Origin of the sequence: Pantoea dispersa (genome assembly GCF_035783935.1) — a bacterium.
Taxonomy (GTDB): Bacteria; Pseudomonadota; Gammaproteobacteria; order Enterobacterales; family Enterobacteriaceae; genus Pantoea; species Pantoea dispersa_C.
Genome location: NZ_JALKOV010000011.1, coordinates 165385 through 183400 on the forward strand (window position 1 = coordinate 165385; position 18016 = coordinate 183400).

An 18016-nucleotide genomic window follows, 5' to 3' on the forward strand; every position below is an offset into this window, starting at 1 on the left:
CAATGCGGAGATTTATTAAAACAAAAGGGACTATATTCAACGCTAAGAAATCTGAAAATAAAAAAAATAACTACAAAAATAATAGTTTTTCGCGATCGATTAAAACCGCCTGTTATTGTATCATTACCTGTTCGTCTGAATCATTTGCTCAACTCTATTTCAACCCTGAGCTTCTCAAAGTTGCAGGGGATGATTATTTGCAAAATGAATATGCTGATTTAAGCCCTTATGAAATGGGGTCGCAGGCTCCGGGTGATTATCGAGTCAAAGTGTTTATTAATGATCGCTATGTTGGCGATCAGAATGTTACCTTCATTACTGGTCCAGATAATGAGCTGCTGCCTGTATTCACTCGTGAACAATATGACGCGTTTGGCGTGCGTACCAGCACGATAGAGGGCTTGGCTACGCTGCCGCATGACGTCAGCATTGAAAATATACGCGCTTATATTCCCAGTGCTCGCAGCGACTTCATATTTGCCGACCAGCGCCTGAACCTTTCGATTCCACAGTTAATGATGCAGCGTCGAGCAAGAGGAGAAGCTGACCCCGCAAGCTGGGATCAGGGCTTACCGGCGGCACTGCTCAACTATGCTATCACTGGCAATCACACCCGTGGCCTTAGCGGTGTTGGCAGCAGCGAATCACTCTATGCCAACCTTCGCGGTGGATTCAATCTGGGTGCCTGGCGGTTACGAAGTTACGCCACTGGGCAGCAGCGCTCTTCATCGGGGAAAAGCAAGCGTGACTTTAACGTTATCAGCACATACCTGCAGCGTGATATCCACTCAATTAAAGGACAGCTGATTTTAGGTGATGCCGCCACACCCGGGGAAGTATTCGACAGCGTACAGTTTCGTGGTGGTCAATTAGTCTCCGATGACGCCATGCTGCCAAACAGCCTTCGCGGTTTTGCACCGGTCATACGTGGTGTATCGGAATCTGGTGCGGAAGTGACCATCCGCCAGAATAATAGTGTTATCTACCAATCTTATGTGCCACCTGGCCCATTCGAAATTAACGACCTTTATCCTGCTTCTTTAAGTGGCGATCTCGAAGTAACAATCAAAGAGAACGATGGCAGCGAGCGCACATTTTCACAGCCGTATTCCTCGGTAGCGATTATGCAACGAGAAGGGCAAGCGAAATATGCGTTTGTAGGTGGACGATTACAGAGCGGCGGCGGTAACCGCGAACCGATTTTTGTACAAGGCACCATTATTTATGGTCTTCCGCGCAGCATCACGCTTTATGGCGGTGTTCAGGCGACAGAAAAATATGGCGCGCTCAGCGCCGGTGTTGGCGTCAGCCTGGGCCATCTGGGGGCGCTTTCCGCAGATGTAACACAGTCCAGTGCTAAGTTGCCGAGTCATGAACGTGTGCACGGGCAATCGTACCGCTTGCGTTACTCGCGCAGCATCCTTGAAACCGGCACCTCAGTGTCATTGGCGGCCTATCGCTATTCAACTGCAGGCTATTACAGCCTCCAGGATACTGTCACGCAATCCGCTGACGGCACAGGGAATGGTTTAAACTCCCGTTATCGCCCGCGTAGTGAATTTCAACTGATGCTGAACCAGTCGTTGGGCGATGCCGGTTCGCTGTATGTCACTGGATCTCAACGCGATTACTGGTCGAAACAAGGCGCGCTGCAGAGCTGGACGCTGGGTTACAACACTAGCCTATGGGGCACCAATCTCGGCGTGAACTTCACGCAGGCGAAGGATACAGACACTGGCCGTCAGGATAGCCGCCTTGCGTTAAACGTCTCGGTGCCGCTCAGTCGCTGGCTGCCGGGTGGTGAAAGCCGATATCGACCGACCATGAACCTTAACTATGGTCTGGTTGATGTAAAAAACCATGGCACGTCACAGCAGCTGGGACTTAGCGGCACCGCGCTCCAGGGAAGCCAGCTCAGTTACAACGTTAGCCATAGTCAGGCCTCAAAAGGCGAGGGTAGCTCTTCTCTCTCTGCTGCCTACCGTGGCAGTAGTGGCACGCTGTCGGCAGGCTACAACCGCAGCGCTCAACAGGAGCAGGTCAATTATGGACTGCGCGGAGGTATAGTGGCACACCCATATGGCATAACACTGTCGCAGGAACTAAGTGAAACCGTGGCGCTGGTGCGTGCGCCCGGTGCTTCAGGTGTCAATGTGAATAACCAGACAGGTGTAGCAACCGACTGGCGCGGTTATGCAGTAGTGCCTTATGTCACACCCTATCGCCGTACCGAAGTGTCGCTGGAGCCGACGAATCTTAAAGCCAACGTTGCGTTGAACAATACCAGCACTGGTGTCGTTCCAACGCGCGGCGCAGTGGTGCTGGCTGATTATCCAACCCAGCACGGCCGACAGGTATTAATGACTGTGACTCAGCAAAACGGACAGCCAGTACCGTTTGGAGCCATTGCCCTGCTTGAAAATAGTGATGAAAGTAATCCGACAACCGGTATTGTCGCGGATGAAGGTCTGCTCTATATGACGGGATTACCCGAAACAGGTCAACTCACAGTGCAGTGGGGTAAGGGAGAAAACACCAGATGCAGCATACCGTTCAGCCTGTCAAGTCCGTCGGACGATAATACACCGGCGCAAATGCGCAGCGTTTGCCAGCGAATTGATGAAAAGGAGTAACAGAGTGAGCATTAGAATGAGCGCGCTTCTTGTCGGGTTACTGGTGCTTGGTAGCACTGGTGCACATGCACAGAATCTGGCGCTACCTGAATTGCCTCCCGCCTGCCGTTATATCAGTAATGTGCAGCAAACTCTAACGAGTCAAGTGCAGATTTCAGCTTCTACGCCATTGTTCAGTGAAATTGGCGATGCGCAACGGGAAATATTAAATATGACCTTACAATGCGAAGGACCGCTCAATCAACCGGTGAGCTTTAGTGTGCATGAAAACGGTCCACTGGAGTGGCTCGGCCCAGGACGCGATATTCTGGCGACCAACATACCGGGGGTTGGCGTACGATTGCGTGTTGATGCAAACAGCGAAAGCGGTAACTGCACTAACAGCGACTGGATCAGCTCTGGTAAGCCTTTCAGCTGCACCCTTTATCCAGCCAGCCGTGATGCTAAAACACTGCGCCTTAGTCTTAAAGCACAGCTTGTGAAAATCGGTCACAACACACCTTTCCAGTCACACACCACTATGAGACTGGCAAGAGGCGGGGCGCTAGCTTTGCAGGGTAAAGCTGCCAGTGAAAGTTCTTTTGATATTATGGGTAATGGCTTGATAGCACCAATTATAGCGACGACTGCAAGCTGTGAACTGATTACAGAAAAAGAGCATAATGTAAGATTTGGTCAAATTAACCGCCCAAAAGGCGAGACCAACGAAAAAACGCTGGGTACGCCACAGGCTACGCGCATCGAAGTGGCTTGCCTGCCGCTGCGCGATGAAAGTGTTAATGACTACCAGGTAAACATCACGTTTAATGCAAGCACGCTGCACGGTAATGACGCCAGTGCACTGTCAACCAGCATTGATGATATGGCCATTCGTTTCGCTCGGGATGCGGAGGGAAACAGCTGGTCAAAATTTGGTGAGAAATATTCGCTAAATCATTGGGCTGCTGGAGGGAAAGATAAAAGTTATTTTGCCGATACATTCTACTGGTTTCTTCGGTACATACCTGGAGCTAAGCATCATCAGACCGGCGAATTCAATGCCGTGGCGACTTACACCATAATTATTCAATAGGATATTCTTTAATAGCCTGACACGGATTTTAATTTAATTCAAAGTCGGCGTAGTTATCGCGGATGATGCCCAGAGCAAGTTCAGCAAGGCCAGGAACAAGCTGGCGATTACCGCGCAATCCACAGCGGCGGTTCGCCAGTGCCAGCGGCCCAGACTCGCGATAACGTGCAAGGAGATGAAGAGAAAAGGGTAGTGAGCTCATTTTTTCTGGCCGGATTTAATCAGTGATGGTTCAGCCAGAACCGGGTTGATTGCCCTAAGCTGTACCTGAATCTGTGCCCGCCTTTTGGGCATACTCTGGCTGCGTTTTCTTTTTCCTGCGGCTTCCAGCTCATCCTGCTTTTACTGCGCCAGCTTCAGCACCGCACCCAGCCTTTTATTGTCCACGATGCGCCCATGGCTGATGCACTCCAGCTTGTCGAACATCTGGTATTCCAGGATTCGGCTGCCGTGACGGTATGCGAGCGTACCGTCTGGGTAGTCAAACGCCAGGATTTTCTCTCCGGCTGTGCATGAATTTTCCTCAGTAGGTTCAACCAGATACAATATTTTATCGTACTGAAGCGTCAGTGATTTTGAGAGCGTACGCAGCGTCTGCCAGACGAAGATGTCATCCAGTTCCGGGCTGCTCTCTGAGACTGTGCGGTGCATTTCACCTAGCAGCGTCAGTATGTGGTGGCGCAGAGCTTCATCAATGCGATGCGTGCCGGGCTTGCCGCGTCGTGCGTCGGTAAGACCGGCTGCACCAGACTCGCGGTAGCGGTTCATCAGCCGCTGAACCTGACGTTCGGTAAGATCAAGCTGGGAGGCCGCATCACGGCGGCGAAGACGTTTTTCAATAACAGCCTAAACGACTGAAAGGCGGTGAAGCTCTTTGTTCGACATGGTCACCAGCATCAGCAGAGATCTCCCATAAAAGGTGGCAAACGCGCCGCATCTGGGTGACATTATGAACTAGCTAAAAAGTGACATTATCAAATTGGACTCTCAAGTTAAGTGCGCATAATCATGATTATGTTAAATTGACAATCTCACAAAGCACCAGGCCACTCCTGGCACACCTGAGATTCACTCGGTAGCTAACGGAACCGCTGGGTTTATCACCGGACGGCTGCCCTGGATATTCACCGTTCCGATAACTGGTTATCCGTCTTACTAATGAGCAAGTGGCTGGTAACGATCTTGACGCGATTGCTCTAGATATTTCATTTAAGACTGATAGTCTTCATATTCCCAAGCAAAAAAGTGAGAGAGCTTTTCTGCTATCTCCCTCCAGTCATTGCCTTCACACCGATCGATGCAGCCTGTGATGTTTTTTTTAATTTCATCCAGATCGTATTTACGTACCAGAAGCGTATGCCGCATCAGTTCCGGAAGCCAGAGGTGCTTACATAGCCATTCCGGGGTACAAATACGGAGATCAAAGTTGTCTGCCCCAGAGCTATCGTCACCCCCAATACGCAATAACAACCGGAGAGAAAAACACTGCTCATCTTCAGGATGAAAATTATCTAATTCAAAATCGTCATTTGAAATACTTTTCAAAACAGCCTTCATTTATATTTCCTATTCTATATCAAGATGACCATTACCAATCTTACTCCTATCTCCAGTCGTCGGATCTATTTTGTAAGTTTCAAAGTTAGCCTGAGTACCGGTCGTTGAATATGAACTATTTTCTTTTGAGGCAGGAAAACGATATACACGAGTTCTATCAGCACTCATTAATCCAGTTTTATCACTGGTGAGTCTTGCACCATCACCAACCCAAATTTTACCTAACTGATCAGCCTCCATAGCTGTTCCTGAACCTACTCCATAGTTTAGCTTGCCATTATCACCTTTGACGACTGCTGCCAGCCTCGGATCCTGCATCGCAATATTATTCAGGTTTTGCTTTATCAAATCATCTTTCAGCTTCGCATAGGTGGCAGCATTCTCTGCTCCGCTTGTTTTCCCAGTTGTTTCATTGGCGGATCCCGGGCCTTCGCCTTTTCCACTTTTTCCGACTCCTGCTGCAATCCCCGCAGCACTTGTTCCAACAGCCTGAGCAAGAGAGTTTATAGCAAGTTGCTTCGCTTCTGGCGAGTCCCCCGACATCAATGCATTGTGAATAGCTGCTGTTCTGTCTGCCTCAAGCTGGATAAACGTGATCTGAAGGATTGATAACTCATTCTGATCTTGCGAATTCAGACTGCCATTTACTCGAGCTTTTTCTAGTAACTCATTGGCTCGATTCGCGTAGTCAGATTGTAATTTCGAGACATCATTAGCTTTATCAACACAATCCTTAGCGCCAATGCATCCAATAACGCTCTGATGTTGTTCATCATTTAACTTTTTATACTTTTCAATGACAGTCTTTTCACAGTTAGAATTGCCCCTGCACTGTGTCATTTCGTGAGCGCGTGACTGGTTCTGCTTAAGACTCAGAGTATTATTCTCGACCTCCGTCCTGCCTGCAGAAGCCCCGCTACCCACCCCAGTACTGCCATCAACCGCACCGCCGGCAGCTGCGCCCGCCAGGGTGACGATATTCGCGATAAGCAACTTTTCATCGGCTGACAAGGTTGATGCATCTTTGCCGTACAGCAGATGACTAAGCGCATCGTTGTAACTGAGTAACCCCGCAGTCAGGCCGCCCGCTGCACCACCAATTGCACTGCCGCCCTGCGCATTGGCAATCAGCCCCGATGCCAGCGTGTGTAGCAATATGCGGATTGGCTCGTTACCGTCGGCTACCTGTTTCACCATCTGTGCCAGCAGTGGCGCAGCCCCTGCTGCAACCGCACCGCTGACGTTACCGCCCGCAAGCCCTGCAAACAAGCCGCTGATGGCCTGCGCCGCAATCTGCAGGTTCGAACCGATGCCGTACTTCTCTTCAATTTGCTTGTCGATCGCTTTTTCTTTTTCTGCCTCTGACAATCCTTTAAAGGATGGGTCGTTTTTGAGCTTCTCTTTCTCCTGCGCCTTCAGATAATCAAACGTCACCTGAATCGTCTGCTGTCCAAGTGCTGCCATTTCTTTCTGGATAGTCAGGCTGTCTTCCGCCTTCTGCGCATCAAACTTGTCCTTCAGCGCATTCTCCGCTGCGGCGGTGTCGCGACTGATCTGCGACACGTCCTGCTTCTGCGCTTCCGGATTACGGATCTCGATAGTGCCCGGTGAAATGGCGCTGTAGGTCGTTGAGCTGGCGCGGTCCTTTGTCTGCTGCAGCGTGGCCACAGGCAGCGAGTTGCCCCCCGATGGCTGGTGCTGCCCGGATTTCGGAATATTGTTGATGAAACTGTCAGACGCCGGCGTGGTGGTTTTTCCCATACTGCCGCTGACAGCGACACTGAAGCCGCTCCCGTCGGAGTTGGCGTGGTTTTCAATATCGGTCCAGCCGAGCGTGCCGGTGCTGAGATGGTTTTTGTCCGGCGTTGCGGAGGAAGCAATGACCGCGCCATCCAGCTGCGTATGGTTGCCGACGTAAATGTTGTAGCCACCGTCACCCGCGCTGATGCCGCTCTGCTGCTGCACCGAGTCAAAGTCGTTGTAGAGTTTGCTGCCGCTCATGCTGGCGCTGCCCTGCACCGGTACGCCCGCACAGATTGGCGGCACGCAGATGCTGGCGCTGAATCCGGATGAGCTCTGCTGGCTGTCGTAACTCGCACGGTCCTGCTGGCTGGCAATCTCCAGGTTGCGTCCCGCATCGAGGTCAACGTGATGGCCGTTGAGGTTCGCGCCGTTCAGCGTGACGTCCTCACCGGCTTTCACCCTCAGGTCGCCTGCTGCGTTCACTTCACTGTTGTGGTGAGTAATGCTGCTGCCGTTGCCGTTTGCGCTGTTTTGGCTGGCGGCCAGCTCAATGGAGAAGCCGTTCTGGCTGCCGCCGAGGCCAAAGCCCACGCCGACGCCATACTTGCTGCCACCACTGCTGGATTTCTGGCTGCTGCTGTCTGTGGCGCTGCTCAGGGCGATATCGCGGCCCGCACTCAGTGAGACGTTATCGCCGCTGATTTTGACGCCTTCGCCGGCGATGTCCTGCTTCGCCGTGACCGCTACGTCGCCGCCCGCTTTGAGCACGCTGCCGCTCTGCTGCGTGCTGCTCTGCTCCACGGACTGATGGCTGCTGCCCGCGGTGGCGCTGACCGTGACTTTGACGGCTGCGGTGTTCTGGGTATACGCCGACAGCGCGGTCATGGCCGTCTGCGCGGCATAAATCGCCTGCAGACGTGGATCGTCACTCTGTTTGTGCGACTGAGCGAGCTTGTCTGCCGCCTGCGCCATGCTCACGCCGTAGCCGGAGACCTGCGCGGTGATGCCATACTGCGAGGATTTACTGCTGCTGCTGGCGTCGTGTGTGTCTTTCGCCGGGTCGAGGTGGATGTTTTCGCCGTTGACGTTCAGCGCGTTTCGGGCATAGACGTCTGCGCCCTGCAGGTTAACGTCTTTAGCCGCATTCACCGTCACGTCACCCAGCGTGCTGACGATGCCGCTGCGCAGGGTGTTCTGCTGCGTGCCCGCGCTGGCGTTTTTCCAGCTGTTGTGGCCCACGCCCACCGTGCCGCTGTAGCCGTCGCCGCCCAGATCGCCAATAGCATGATCTGACCCGCTGGCCGACGCCTGCTGACGGTCTTCCCCCGCGACGACGCTGACGTTGCCCTGCTCCGCGTTTAGTGAGACGCCGCCAGTGCCGGTCAGCGTTGAACCGGTTATCGCTATATCCCCTTTGTGACTGGTCACGTCAACGGTGCCTGCGGTAATCGATGACGTGTGCTGCGTGAGTATGCTGCTGTCGCCGTTCATCTGGCTGTTTTTCGAGCCGTAGTTGGTGCCTGCCGAACCGTTGTTCGGTGAACCACCGCCGCTGCGCGCCAGCGCACCTATCGAGGCGGAGGTCGTCGCCGACCAGCTCCTGCTGCTACTGCTGCTGGCCGCCTTCTGACTGTCGGCGGCGCTGGTGATGTCGATATTACGCGTGGCGTCCAGCGAGGCTTTACCGCCAGCGTTCAGGCTGCTGCCTTCGACCAGAATGTTGCCGGTGGCCGTATCCGCACCGCCACGGGCCTTCAGCGTCAGGTTGCTGGTGGCATTCAGCGTACTGCCACTCTGATAGACGCTTTCAGTGTTCTGGCTGGCTTTGCTGTCTGAACGACCATAGGTCAGGCCCGGTGCGGGTGAATCCAGCGCGCTGGCGCCAAACTCGTTACCCACCTGCTTGACCTGGTCGTACACCGAGCTGGTGTTGTTCATGATGTCGCGCAGGTTGCGCACCGTGTCCAGCGGCCCCAGGTTCAGGCTCAGGCCAAACCCGCTGCTTTTTGACTCCTGTTTCGCGGTTTCGCGTACCTGATCCTGACCCGCCACGATGGCGATGTTCTTCGCCGTGACGTTGATGTCGCCGTTCTGACCGCCCGCGACCACGTCACTGCCCTTAATCAGCGCGTTGTTGCCTGCCGTCAGGATCACCGCACCGTTGCCTGTGCCCACCAGGCTGCGCGCATCGCTCTGCGTGACCTGCTCGCCGTTGCGCTCGCTCTTCGCCGACTGTTTGCCGTAGCTGAGACCGAGTCCGCCGCCCATCAGCCCGCTTTTCTTAACCTCTTTCAGGCTGTAAGTAGAATCGGTGTTGGTGGCGGTGACAATGTTCAGGTCATGGCCTGCGCTGAGTGCGACGCCTTTGTCACCGGCGATGGAAGAACCCTGTACGGTGAGGTCGTTTCCGGCAATCACAGAGACCGTATTACCGCTCAGCTGTGAGGCCTTTTCGCGGGTGACGCTGTCTTCCTTAATGGTGTGCGTGGTGGTCTTCTTCAGGAAGCCTTTTTTGGTTTTGGTCTCTTCGTCGTAGCTATAGTCACTTTCTGTCGCGGTGGTGAGATTGACGTCGCGGCCCGCTCTGATGGCGAGGTCGCCCGTGGCGTTGACCTGTGTACCTTTGGCGATGACGTCGCGCCCCGCCGTCAGCGTGGTGCTGCCGCCACTGGAAATATCGGTGCCATCCTGGCGGATGTGCTCACGGATGCTGACGCTGCTGTTGCCGTGCTTCTGGGTAAAGGCGCGGGAGTCCTGCGCCTGCAGATTAAGATCATTCCCTGCAGCCAGCGCGACATCGTGGGTTGCTCTGAGTGAGGCGGCTTCGGATGTCAGGTCATGACCCGCCTTAACGCTGAGGCTGCCGCCACTGTTTAGTGTGCTGACGTTTGCGCCACTCTGGCTGCTTTGTTGAGAACCGCGCCAGGTCTTTTTATAGTCCCCGCTCAGCGTCTGATTCGCGAGCAGGCGAACGTCATTGCCCGCCTCCAGCGACATATCACCACCCGATGAGACAGTACTGCCCTGCAGAACAATATCCTGACCTGCGTTAAGCTTCAGGCCGTCTGACGCGTTGATGGTTGCAGCGGCTCCGGTTTCAGTCCGTGACATCGACATCGCGCCGGTGAAACTCTTACCTGCGGCTGTCCACTGGCGCGTTTCAGTCTGATTGATGATGCTGCCGTTTGTGCTTTCCAGTGCGACCTGCTTGCCGGAGATGCTGGACCCAATATTACGGATATCATCCAGCGCGCTCAGATTCAGCGCTCCGCTGCTGGTTATTACACCCTGCTGGGTGTTGCTGATGGTGCTGTCACTGGCAAGGCTCAGGCTACTGCCGCCCTGCAAGGTACTGCCCGCATTCGTGAGGGTTCCGCCCTTAAGGCTGACGTTATTTGCCAGGATGGTGCTGCCGGTGAGAGGTTTAACATCCTGGGTGGCCAGATAGAGTTTGGGCGCCAGTACTTTCTGACCGTCAATCTCAACGGTCTCCCACCAGACGATACTTTCGGTTAGCGCTGCAACCTGCTCAGGTGTCAGGCTGACCCCCAGTTGCAGGCCAAGGCTCTGCTGCTGATGGGCGGCGTTATCAATGAGTGTCTGCATTTGATCGAGGTCAGAACCCACGCCATGAATATAACGCTGGCCTGTCTGGCTAAGCACGGCGTTCGACACATAGCGGGTATCAAATGCGGCATCGCCCAGGAAGCGGTAGTCGCTTTCGGGTTTCAGATTCAGGCGATCAAGGAAATAGCTCGAACCAAGAACCTTGCTGGTATCGGTATACTGACTGCGCACTTCCCGTGGTGCAGTCAATGATGAGATATCAAGTCCCTTGAACAGGCTACTGTCCAGTTTACCGAGCCCGGCAATATTGGGATTTGTGACGATCAGGTAGAGGCTATCAGGCTTATCTGTCGGCACGAACAGGCCGTTGTTACCGGTCGGTATCGGGTAATCGCCCAGAGAGGCAGCGCTATTGCCCAGGCTGCCGAGCGCATTTTTCAGACTGTTTTGCCAGCCGGTTTCCGCGCCGGGCGCTGTACTGTTCTGACTGAGTGATTTTGCCTGAGCACCATTGACCTGCCCGGTAGATATGCCCGTTGTCAGGGCAGGCTTCTGAATTGTTGGCTGACCAATCGATCCTGCATTCGCCGTCAGGCTAGTGTTGCTGATGTTCTGGCTGAAATTGGCACTGAGATTTGTACCCGCCTGTATCACGGCACGATAGCTATATCCATCCTCCACTGATACATATTCAGGGGTATCAGTAAGGTAAAAATTTATTGGTAGTGATTTATCTACATAAGGATTTTTTAAATGGCTGGAACATGAGTAGAAAAATCCACTACCTGTGGCTGCGCAGTCATAAGATTGCCAGGTTTGATAACGCCCAGATGTCGCTGAGGTATTATTTATCTGTCCTCCTGAGAGCGACATGTCAGCTTGTGAGAGCAATGAACTTGCATTATTTTCGAGTGAACCTGCCAAGATCGTTAAAGCACGCCCTGATGCGATTCTCCCTGCGCCACCAGTGGCTGTTGCACCGGTGATCGTTTCGCTTACCAGTACCTTACGCTTCCAAAAATCCGGCTCGAGATTGACTTTCCAGTAATCAGAACAATTATTTCCCGAACCTACGCATCTATTTTCATAGGAGACGTAATACTGATCTGGATTGAAGTCTCCATATGTTAATGTTATATGATCGGCACTGCCATTGAAGTATTGATGAGTTTCTTCTGTTACCCGATAACCATCCCTCTGGTTCAGCAGATGCCCGGTTGAAATCGTAATATCACCATTCGCGGTTTCAATATTGCCGGAAGTATTGACGACCTCATCGTTGGCCTGACCCGAAGCATTGCGCGCGATGGTCAGATTATTGTCTGCCAGTACATCACCACGCAGGTTATTAAGGCTCGCAGAGAACAGATGCATATTGGCCGTGCTATACAGCAGCGCGGTATTTAGCAACTGCCCGGCACTGTTTAGCACCATGTCGCCTGCCGCACCAATAAAGCCGTTATTTGTGAGGGTGCCACGACTGGTGAGGCTTGCCGCGCCACCGGACTGAATTGATCCGCTGGCGCTGTTAGTAATGTTGGCTGCGGTAATATTCAACGGCCCACTACCGCCCTGCAGCTTGTTGTTATTCACCATGCTGCCGTCGCTGCTCAGCGTAAGTTGATTACCCTGGGTCGCACCTTCAATTGTCAGATTACCGGTACTGCTGAGCTGAAGATGCCCGCCTGCCGCCAGCGTACCGCGTTGGGCAAACGCATCGCTCACCTTCAACACCGCATCGCCGAGTGCCGCAATCTGACCCAGCTGGCTGAATGTGGAGCCGGTCAGCACTGCACCACCTGCGCTGAGTATCCGTCCGCCGGCGTTGTTGAGGAGATGACCAGCTGTGGCATTAAGCTGATGTGCCGCCATCAATGTGCCATTGTTGGTCAGGCTCTGCCCGCTGAGTGTGAGGTCACGCCCCTGCAGAGTGCCGGCATTTTCAAGTGACGTGAAATGATATTCGCCGGCATTATCGCTTATCAGCGTGCCGCTATTGCTGAGGCTGTTGCCGCGATATTCCAGCTGATTGCCTTGCAGCCAGCCAATATTGACCAGCACCGGGAGCTGGAGGTTAAGTTTGCCCCCCGTCACCAGCGTGCCGCGGTTAGTCAGGGAGTCCGCTGAGAGTGAAGTCGCGCCACCGGCCTGCACGTTGCCAGCGCTGTTGAGCGTTTTTGCGCTCAGCAGCAGGCTATTCTGGCTGAACAGCGACCCTGCGGCCTGATGATCCAGTGCACCGGTAAACTGCCCATCCAGACTATTGATGGCATTAATTTGCCCGCTGTTGGTCAGTCCACCCCCGCGCAACCGGATATCCTGCGCCTGCAGCCGTCCGCTGTTAGTCAGTTGTGCAGCCGTTAGCACCAGGTCTCCCTGGCTAAGCATCTGTCCGCTGGCGAGTTGCTGCGTGGTGCCGCTGCTGGCCGCGCTGAGCTGACTGACCCCGGTCAGCTTCCCGGCGTTAGTCAGGCTGGCAGCATTGATGGTAAGGGCGTTGCCGGCGAGCATCTGCCCGTTTTGCAGATTGCTGACATCCTGCTGCAGCTGTAACGCGATATCTTTCAGCGCGCTCAGGTTACCGCTGTTGCTGAGCTGCGTGCCGCTGACGTTCAGGCTGTCGGCCTGCATTTTTCCGCTGTTGTCCAGCGTGGGGGCAGAAACCTGTAACGCGCCCTGGCTGAGGATGTCCCCCCGGTTATTCACAGCAGCGGCATTGATCTTGGTACCCTGCTGCCCCATCAGCTGACCGGTATTGTTCAGCTGGTTTTGCGCCCTCAATGCCAGCGGTCCGCCTGCCAGAACGCTGCCGCCGTTGCGGATGTCACCGGCCTCAAGTTGTAGCTGCTGTCCCTGCAGCTTACCGTCGTTACTGAGGTTGTTGCCGTGGATGTAGAGGCTACCGCCTGTGACTATCACCCCCGGAGTCTGATTGCTCAAGTTCCCGTTGAGCTCACCCGAGCGGCTGGCCTGAATGCGTCCACGGTTACTGATATCGCTGGCCTGAACGTGCAAATCACCAGCGGCTAGCGTGCCGCTGTTATCGAGCCCGGCGGCTGCAAGTGTCTGAGCGCCCTGTGCAATAAGTGACCCGGTGTTTTGCAACCCGCCAGTAAGCTGAGCCTGCATTTCTCCGGCGGAGGTGGTGCCGCTGTTGTTGAGCGTATTGCCAGTAATCTTCAGGCTGTTGCCCGCCAGCAGGCTGCCCTGCTGGTCAATTGCCCCGACGTTCAGGTCAAGATTCTGATCAGCGGCAATGCGACCCTGTTGTAAAAGACTGCTGCCCTGCCAGCCAATGGTCTCGCCGCTGAATAACGCGCGGTTATCTGCCCTGCCAACGTTAAAATGCAGCGCCCCCGGCGTGGTGAAACTGCCCGCCAGCGTGGCCTCGCGGAAATGTCCCGTCAGAGCATTCTGCGCCTGAGTCTGCGCGGTTGCGCCACTTGTCAGGGTATCTGCGTTTAGTTCAAGCTGTTTATCTGCTGAGATCAGCCCCGCAAGACTTAAACGGTTGCCCTGTAACGACAGATTACCGCCACTGAGGAGCTGCGAATTTTCCAGCCCTGAAAAATCACCCTGCAGGGACGTGCCCTGCAGTCCGTAGGCGCTGCCACTGAGGATTGTCTGTCCGGCGCTGATGTTAAGCAGATTGCCAGTGCTGCTTCCGCCCAGTGTCAGCCCGTCTGCCACATCAAAATCCAGCCCCTGCTGTGCCGCAATCACGCCGCTACTGCTCAGCGTCTGAGAGATCAGCGACTGTGCCCCACCCGCCTGCAAAGTGCCGGCATTATGCAGGCGATCGGCCTTCAGTGTCTGATTGCCTTTGGCCTGGATCCGGCCGCTATTATTGAGTTGCTGTACAGTTAATGTCGTGTCGCGGTTTGCCGCCAGCTGCCCCTGGTTTGTCAGCTTTGCAGCCGTCACGGACATATCGCCCCCAGACGTCAGTGAACCCTGCCAGTCAGAATCTCCGGCAATCTCAAGCCTGCTGTTCCCGACACTGCTGACTGACGCATTATGAGTGGCGTTCAGTTGCCCAGCCCGCAGGGAGAGCGCGTTACCACTGCTTAACTTGCCGGCAAGCGCCAGGCGTCCGGCGCTCAGTGAGGTGCTGCCAGTGGTCGTGGCTGCGCTGTTTTCATCCTGCGTTATTGTGCCAGTGGCTTCAGCGTTCAGCGTGCCTGCGCTAAGTTTGCTCCTGTTCAGCGCGATATCCCCACGCGACTGCACCTGAAGCGCAGAGGCGGCCTGTTGCTCACCCTGTAACACAACGTCCTGGGCCAAAATCCTGACATCCCCGCTGGACTGCGCGTTGCCGAGCGTCAGTTTACCGTTCGCATTCAGCTGAATATCACCCTGCTTCGCAGCGAGATTGCCGAGGTTGACCCCCACGCCCTTTTCGCTGGACACCAGATGAATACGGTTAGCGTACATGCCGCCCAACGCGCCGGTATCCACCGCAACCGAAGGCGCGGAGCCCTCTCCAGCTATCGGCGTGACGGAGCCGTCTGCGCCTACGCGGTTGGCCCCTGCCGTGACCGACAGGTCCTTCGCGTAGATCCCGGCGTTGATCTCGGTGGCGCGCGCGACGATCGACACCGCGTCGGCGCTGCTGCCGTCCAGCCCTTTGCCTTCGACGGTCACCGAGCCTTTAGTGACTTCCAGGGCAGACAGGTTGCCGTTGGCGTCCAGTTGCGGCTTGCCGGTGGTGAGCGTGACGTTTGGGGTGTTGATAAAGCCGCAACCGTTGCAGGTGATGCCGTAAGGGTTGGCCACCATGACGTTGGCCGCTTTGCCTGCCACTTCGGTGTAACCCTGCAGCTGTGAACGATTTGCGCCCGTGACTTCATTGATGATGGCCTTCGCTTCCTGCCCGGCCTTCAGGTTGGGGTTGTTCTGGATCAGGCCGCCGAGTTGCGTCTGGTTGAGCTGGCCGGTGGCGTTGTTAAGGATCAGCCCTTCCTGACCGACGTTATACTGCTGGTACTGGTTATGCGACACGCCCGCGCCGTTGGGGGTAGCTATGTTGACCACCGGCACGCCGTTGCCCGCGGCATCCATTTTTGTGCCGGGTGTCACCGGGGTGATTTGTGCCGCCATAGCGGGCAGCATTGGCTGTACCGCCACCAGATAACAGATAAGGTAGCTCAGCGCGCGACGGGCGAGGGAAACGGGTTGACGATCGTCCATAATCTTTGCCTCTTAAAAAACCAGCCCGACGCGGGCGTAAATGCTGACGTGATCCGGCTGCAGGTGACCGGGATAGCTGAGCGGCATGCCTACGGTGTACTGGGTGTAGAAATACCGTCCGCGGGTACTCAGGCCCACCGCGCTGCCCCACAGCGTGCCGGTGGACTCGCGGTTCTGCGTGTCGCTTTGGATCCACCCGCCGTCAACGGCGGCCAGCGCGCTGACCTCGCCGAGCACCGGCAGGGTGAACAGGCTGTAATCCAGCTCGTTACGTAGATAGCCCCCGGCATCGCCGGAGAGATACTGTTCCTTAAAGCCGCGCACCGAGCTTTCTCCGCCGAGCGTCAGACGCTCACTGCCGTAGAGTCGGTCCGGCGACCACTGACCGTACACGCTGCTGAGCCACCAGAGGTTATTGGTCAGCGGGCGCTGAAAGCTGCCGCTGAGGCTCCATTTGCGAAACTGTGCTTTTGGCAGGTCGCCGTTTTTGCCGTCATCGCTTTCGGCATCAAACCATGGCATGCCGCGACTGAAAGTCGGGTTGAGCGTGGCTACGCCGCCAAAGATTTTCTGCGTGTGGTTCAGCCCGAGTTGCAGACTGGTGATTTTGCGGCTGCTGCTCTGCAACAGCGTGTTATTGAGAAAGTTATGGCTGGAGTAGTGATTCAGGCCAAGCTGCACACCGGTTTTGATATCGCCGTTGCGGAACAGGACCCAGGATCCGTTGAGGCGGTGCGCGACATTGTCGCCATTGCTTAGCCAGCTAAAGCCATTATTGATAAAACTACTGTGGTAGCTGCTCCAGCTATAGCTGTAGTCGAGCAGCCCGTAGCCGTAAGGCACGCTGACGCCCGCCTGCAGGCTCTGGGCATCGCGCCATTCGCTGAAGGCGCTGCTGCGCCCGCCGCTGACAAACCAGCGGTCGGCGAGACCCAGCAGGTTGTTGCCGGTGAGGGAGGCGTTCAGCTGGCCGGTGCCGGTGCTCTTCTGTCCGCTGTTATCAAAGCCCAGCGAGGCGCTGAGAGGAAACTCTGGCTTTGCCGTAAGGTTCACAACGGAATATCCGGCTTTGGGCGACGGCTGAATTTCAATCTGCACCGGCGTGGAGCGCACGCGGTTAATCTGCTCCATGCCCTGCTCAATATCGCGCAGGTTGAGTACTTTTCCTTCGAGTCCGGGAAACGCCATAGCCAGCGATCGCGGATGCTGGCCGTCGAGGCGTATTTCGTCGAGTTTCCCTTCAAGCACCGGAATTACCAGCTCACCAGTCGATAAATCCTGTTCGGTTAAAAATGCCCGACTGGTGATATAACCCCGCTGCATATACCAGTCGGAAATGGCGTGAACCAGTGAATTAATTTCCGTTAAGTTCAGGCAGCGATTAATATAGGTCGCGGTTATATTCTGCTGCTGACTCTGAGACAGCAAAGAGGCATTGCGTATACTAATATGATGTACGGGAAAACATGCGCCTGATACACCTGCTCCCTCAGAGGTTGTGGCCTGCGGCGCAACTGCGTTCCAGAGCGCGTCTCGCTGCTGCTGGTCTTGCTGCAGTCGCTGTTGCTGCTGATTCTGAATATAGTCGCGGTCGCCGGGATTCAATGGTGCGGCCAGCGCTGAAGCAGTAAATAAGCTGACGCTTAGCGCCAGTAACTTCCCTGTATTTGCCATCATAGAAGACTTAAGTGGAATTGATTGTAAATGTTTTGTAAGCCTGCTTGCGCAGAATATCACTTAAACAATCAGAAAGTTCCTGATAGGGGAATAAAACGAGAATGATCTTTTGATAGGACTTAATCTGATGTGGTGTGCCGCGCTAACTCAAATCAAAAGAGAATAGATTTATTACTGCTGTCAAGCGCTGAAATCTATCCGGGGTTATTACAATCATCTCATTAATGGTGGCACTGGATTTAAAACCTACTCACTCTGAAGAATTAATGAAACGGGAGAATCTGCTTGATTACGCCTATGCAGTGTTATCCCGGTGCGCATGAATGCGCACCCTACGAGATATCGCACAATTTAGTGTTTATTCGGTGCGCATGAATGCGCAGCCTGCGAGTCATCGCATAATTTACTGTTTCTCTGAGGCCTATGAAGAAACAAAACCGCGCCGTTTTCTGTAGATACCGTCTTGCCGGTTACCTGGCAAGACATATTTCGGCATCGAACGGACGACCCGATTTCAGCACGCCATAAGCCAGCTGCAGCAGCTTCTTCATCGCCGCGCACACCACGACTTTTCCCG

At 54.7% G+C, this 18016-nt stretch carries 6 protein-coding genes and 3 pseudogenes; 2 read left to right on the forward strand and 7 right to left on the reverse strand.

Annotation, left to right across the window (positions count from 1 at the left end; translation table 11 throughout):
• Positions 1–2: 2 nt before the first annotated feature.
• Positions 3–2633 carry a fimbria/pilus outer membrane usher protein gene (locus tag MXF20_RS19740; RefSeq protein WP_325970961.1) on the forward strand — a complete coding sequence of 877 codons (2631 nt, stop codon included), beginning with the start codon at positions 3–5 and terminating at the stop codon, positions 2631–2633.
• A 16-nt stretch (positions 2634–2649) separates the two neighbouring features.
• Entirely contained in the window at positions 2650–3705 is a 1056-nt protein-coding gene (locus tag MXF20_RS19745; protein WP_325970963.1) for a fimbrial protein, read from the forward strand.
• Between the two features lie 28 nt (positions 3706–3733).
• Here MXF20_RS19745 and MXF20_RS19750 read toward each other — a convergent pair whose 3' ends face one another.
• The 7 genes and pseudogenes from MXF20_RS19750 to MXF20_RS19775 all read right to left on the reverse strand — a co-directional run.
• On the reverse strand, positions 3734–3907 hold the full coding sequence (locus MXF20_RS19750; RefSeq protein WP_418936867.1) for a hypothetical protein: 174 nt from the start codon (positions 3905–3907) through the stop codon (positions 3734–3736).
• Positions 3904–4359, reverse strand: a pseudogene (locus tag MXF20_RS19755) (ISNCY family transposase); the annotation flags it as partial. The gene MXF20_RS19750 and the pseudogene MXF20_RS19755, both read right to left, overlap by 4 nt.
• Before the next feature lie 36 nt (positions 4360–4395).
• A pseudogene (locus MXF20_RS23465) lies at positions 4396–4545 on the reverse strand (helix-turn-helix domain-containing protein); the annotation flags it as partial.
• A 369-nt stretch (positions 4546–4914) separates the two neighbouring features.
• The gene (locus MXF20_RS19760) at positions 4915–5262 is read right to left on the reverse strand and encodes an immunity 8 family protein (RefSeq protein WP_325970965.1); all 348 of its coding nucleotides are present in this window, start codon (positions 5260–5262) and stop codon (positions 4915–4917) included.
• Positions 5263–5271: 9 nt separating this feature from the next.
• A complete protein-coding gene (locus MXF20_RS19765) occupies positions 5272–15762 on the reverse strand; it encodes a hemagglutinin repeat-containing protein (protein WP_325970967.1) in 10491 nt (3496 codons plus the stop codon).
• 12 nt (positions 15763–15774) lie between these two features.
• Positions 15775–17439, reverse strand: a complete 1665-nt coding sequence (locus MXF20_RS19770; RefSeq protein WP_325970969.1) for a ShlB/FhaC/HecB family hemolysin secretion/activation protein — start codon at positions 17437–17439, stop codon at positions 15775–15777.
• Between the two features lie 470 nt (positions 17440–17909).
• Positions 17910–18016 (reverse strand): annotated as a pseudogene (locus MXF20_RS19775) (IS110 family transposase); the annotation flags it as partial.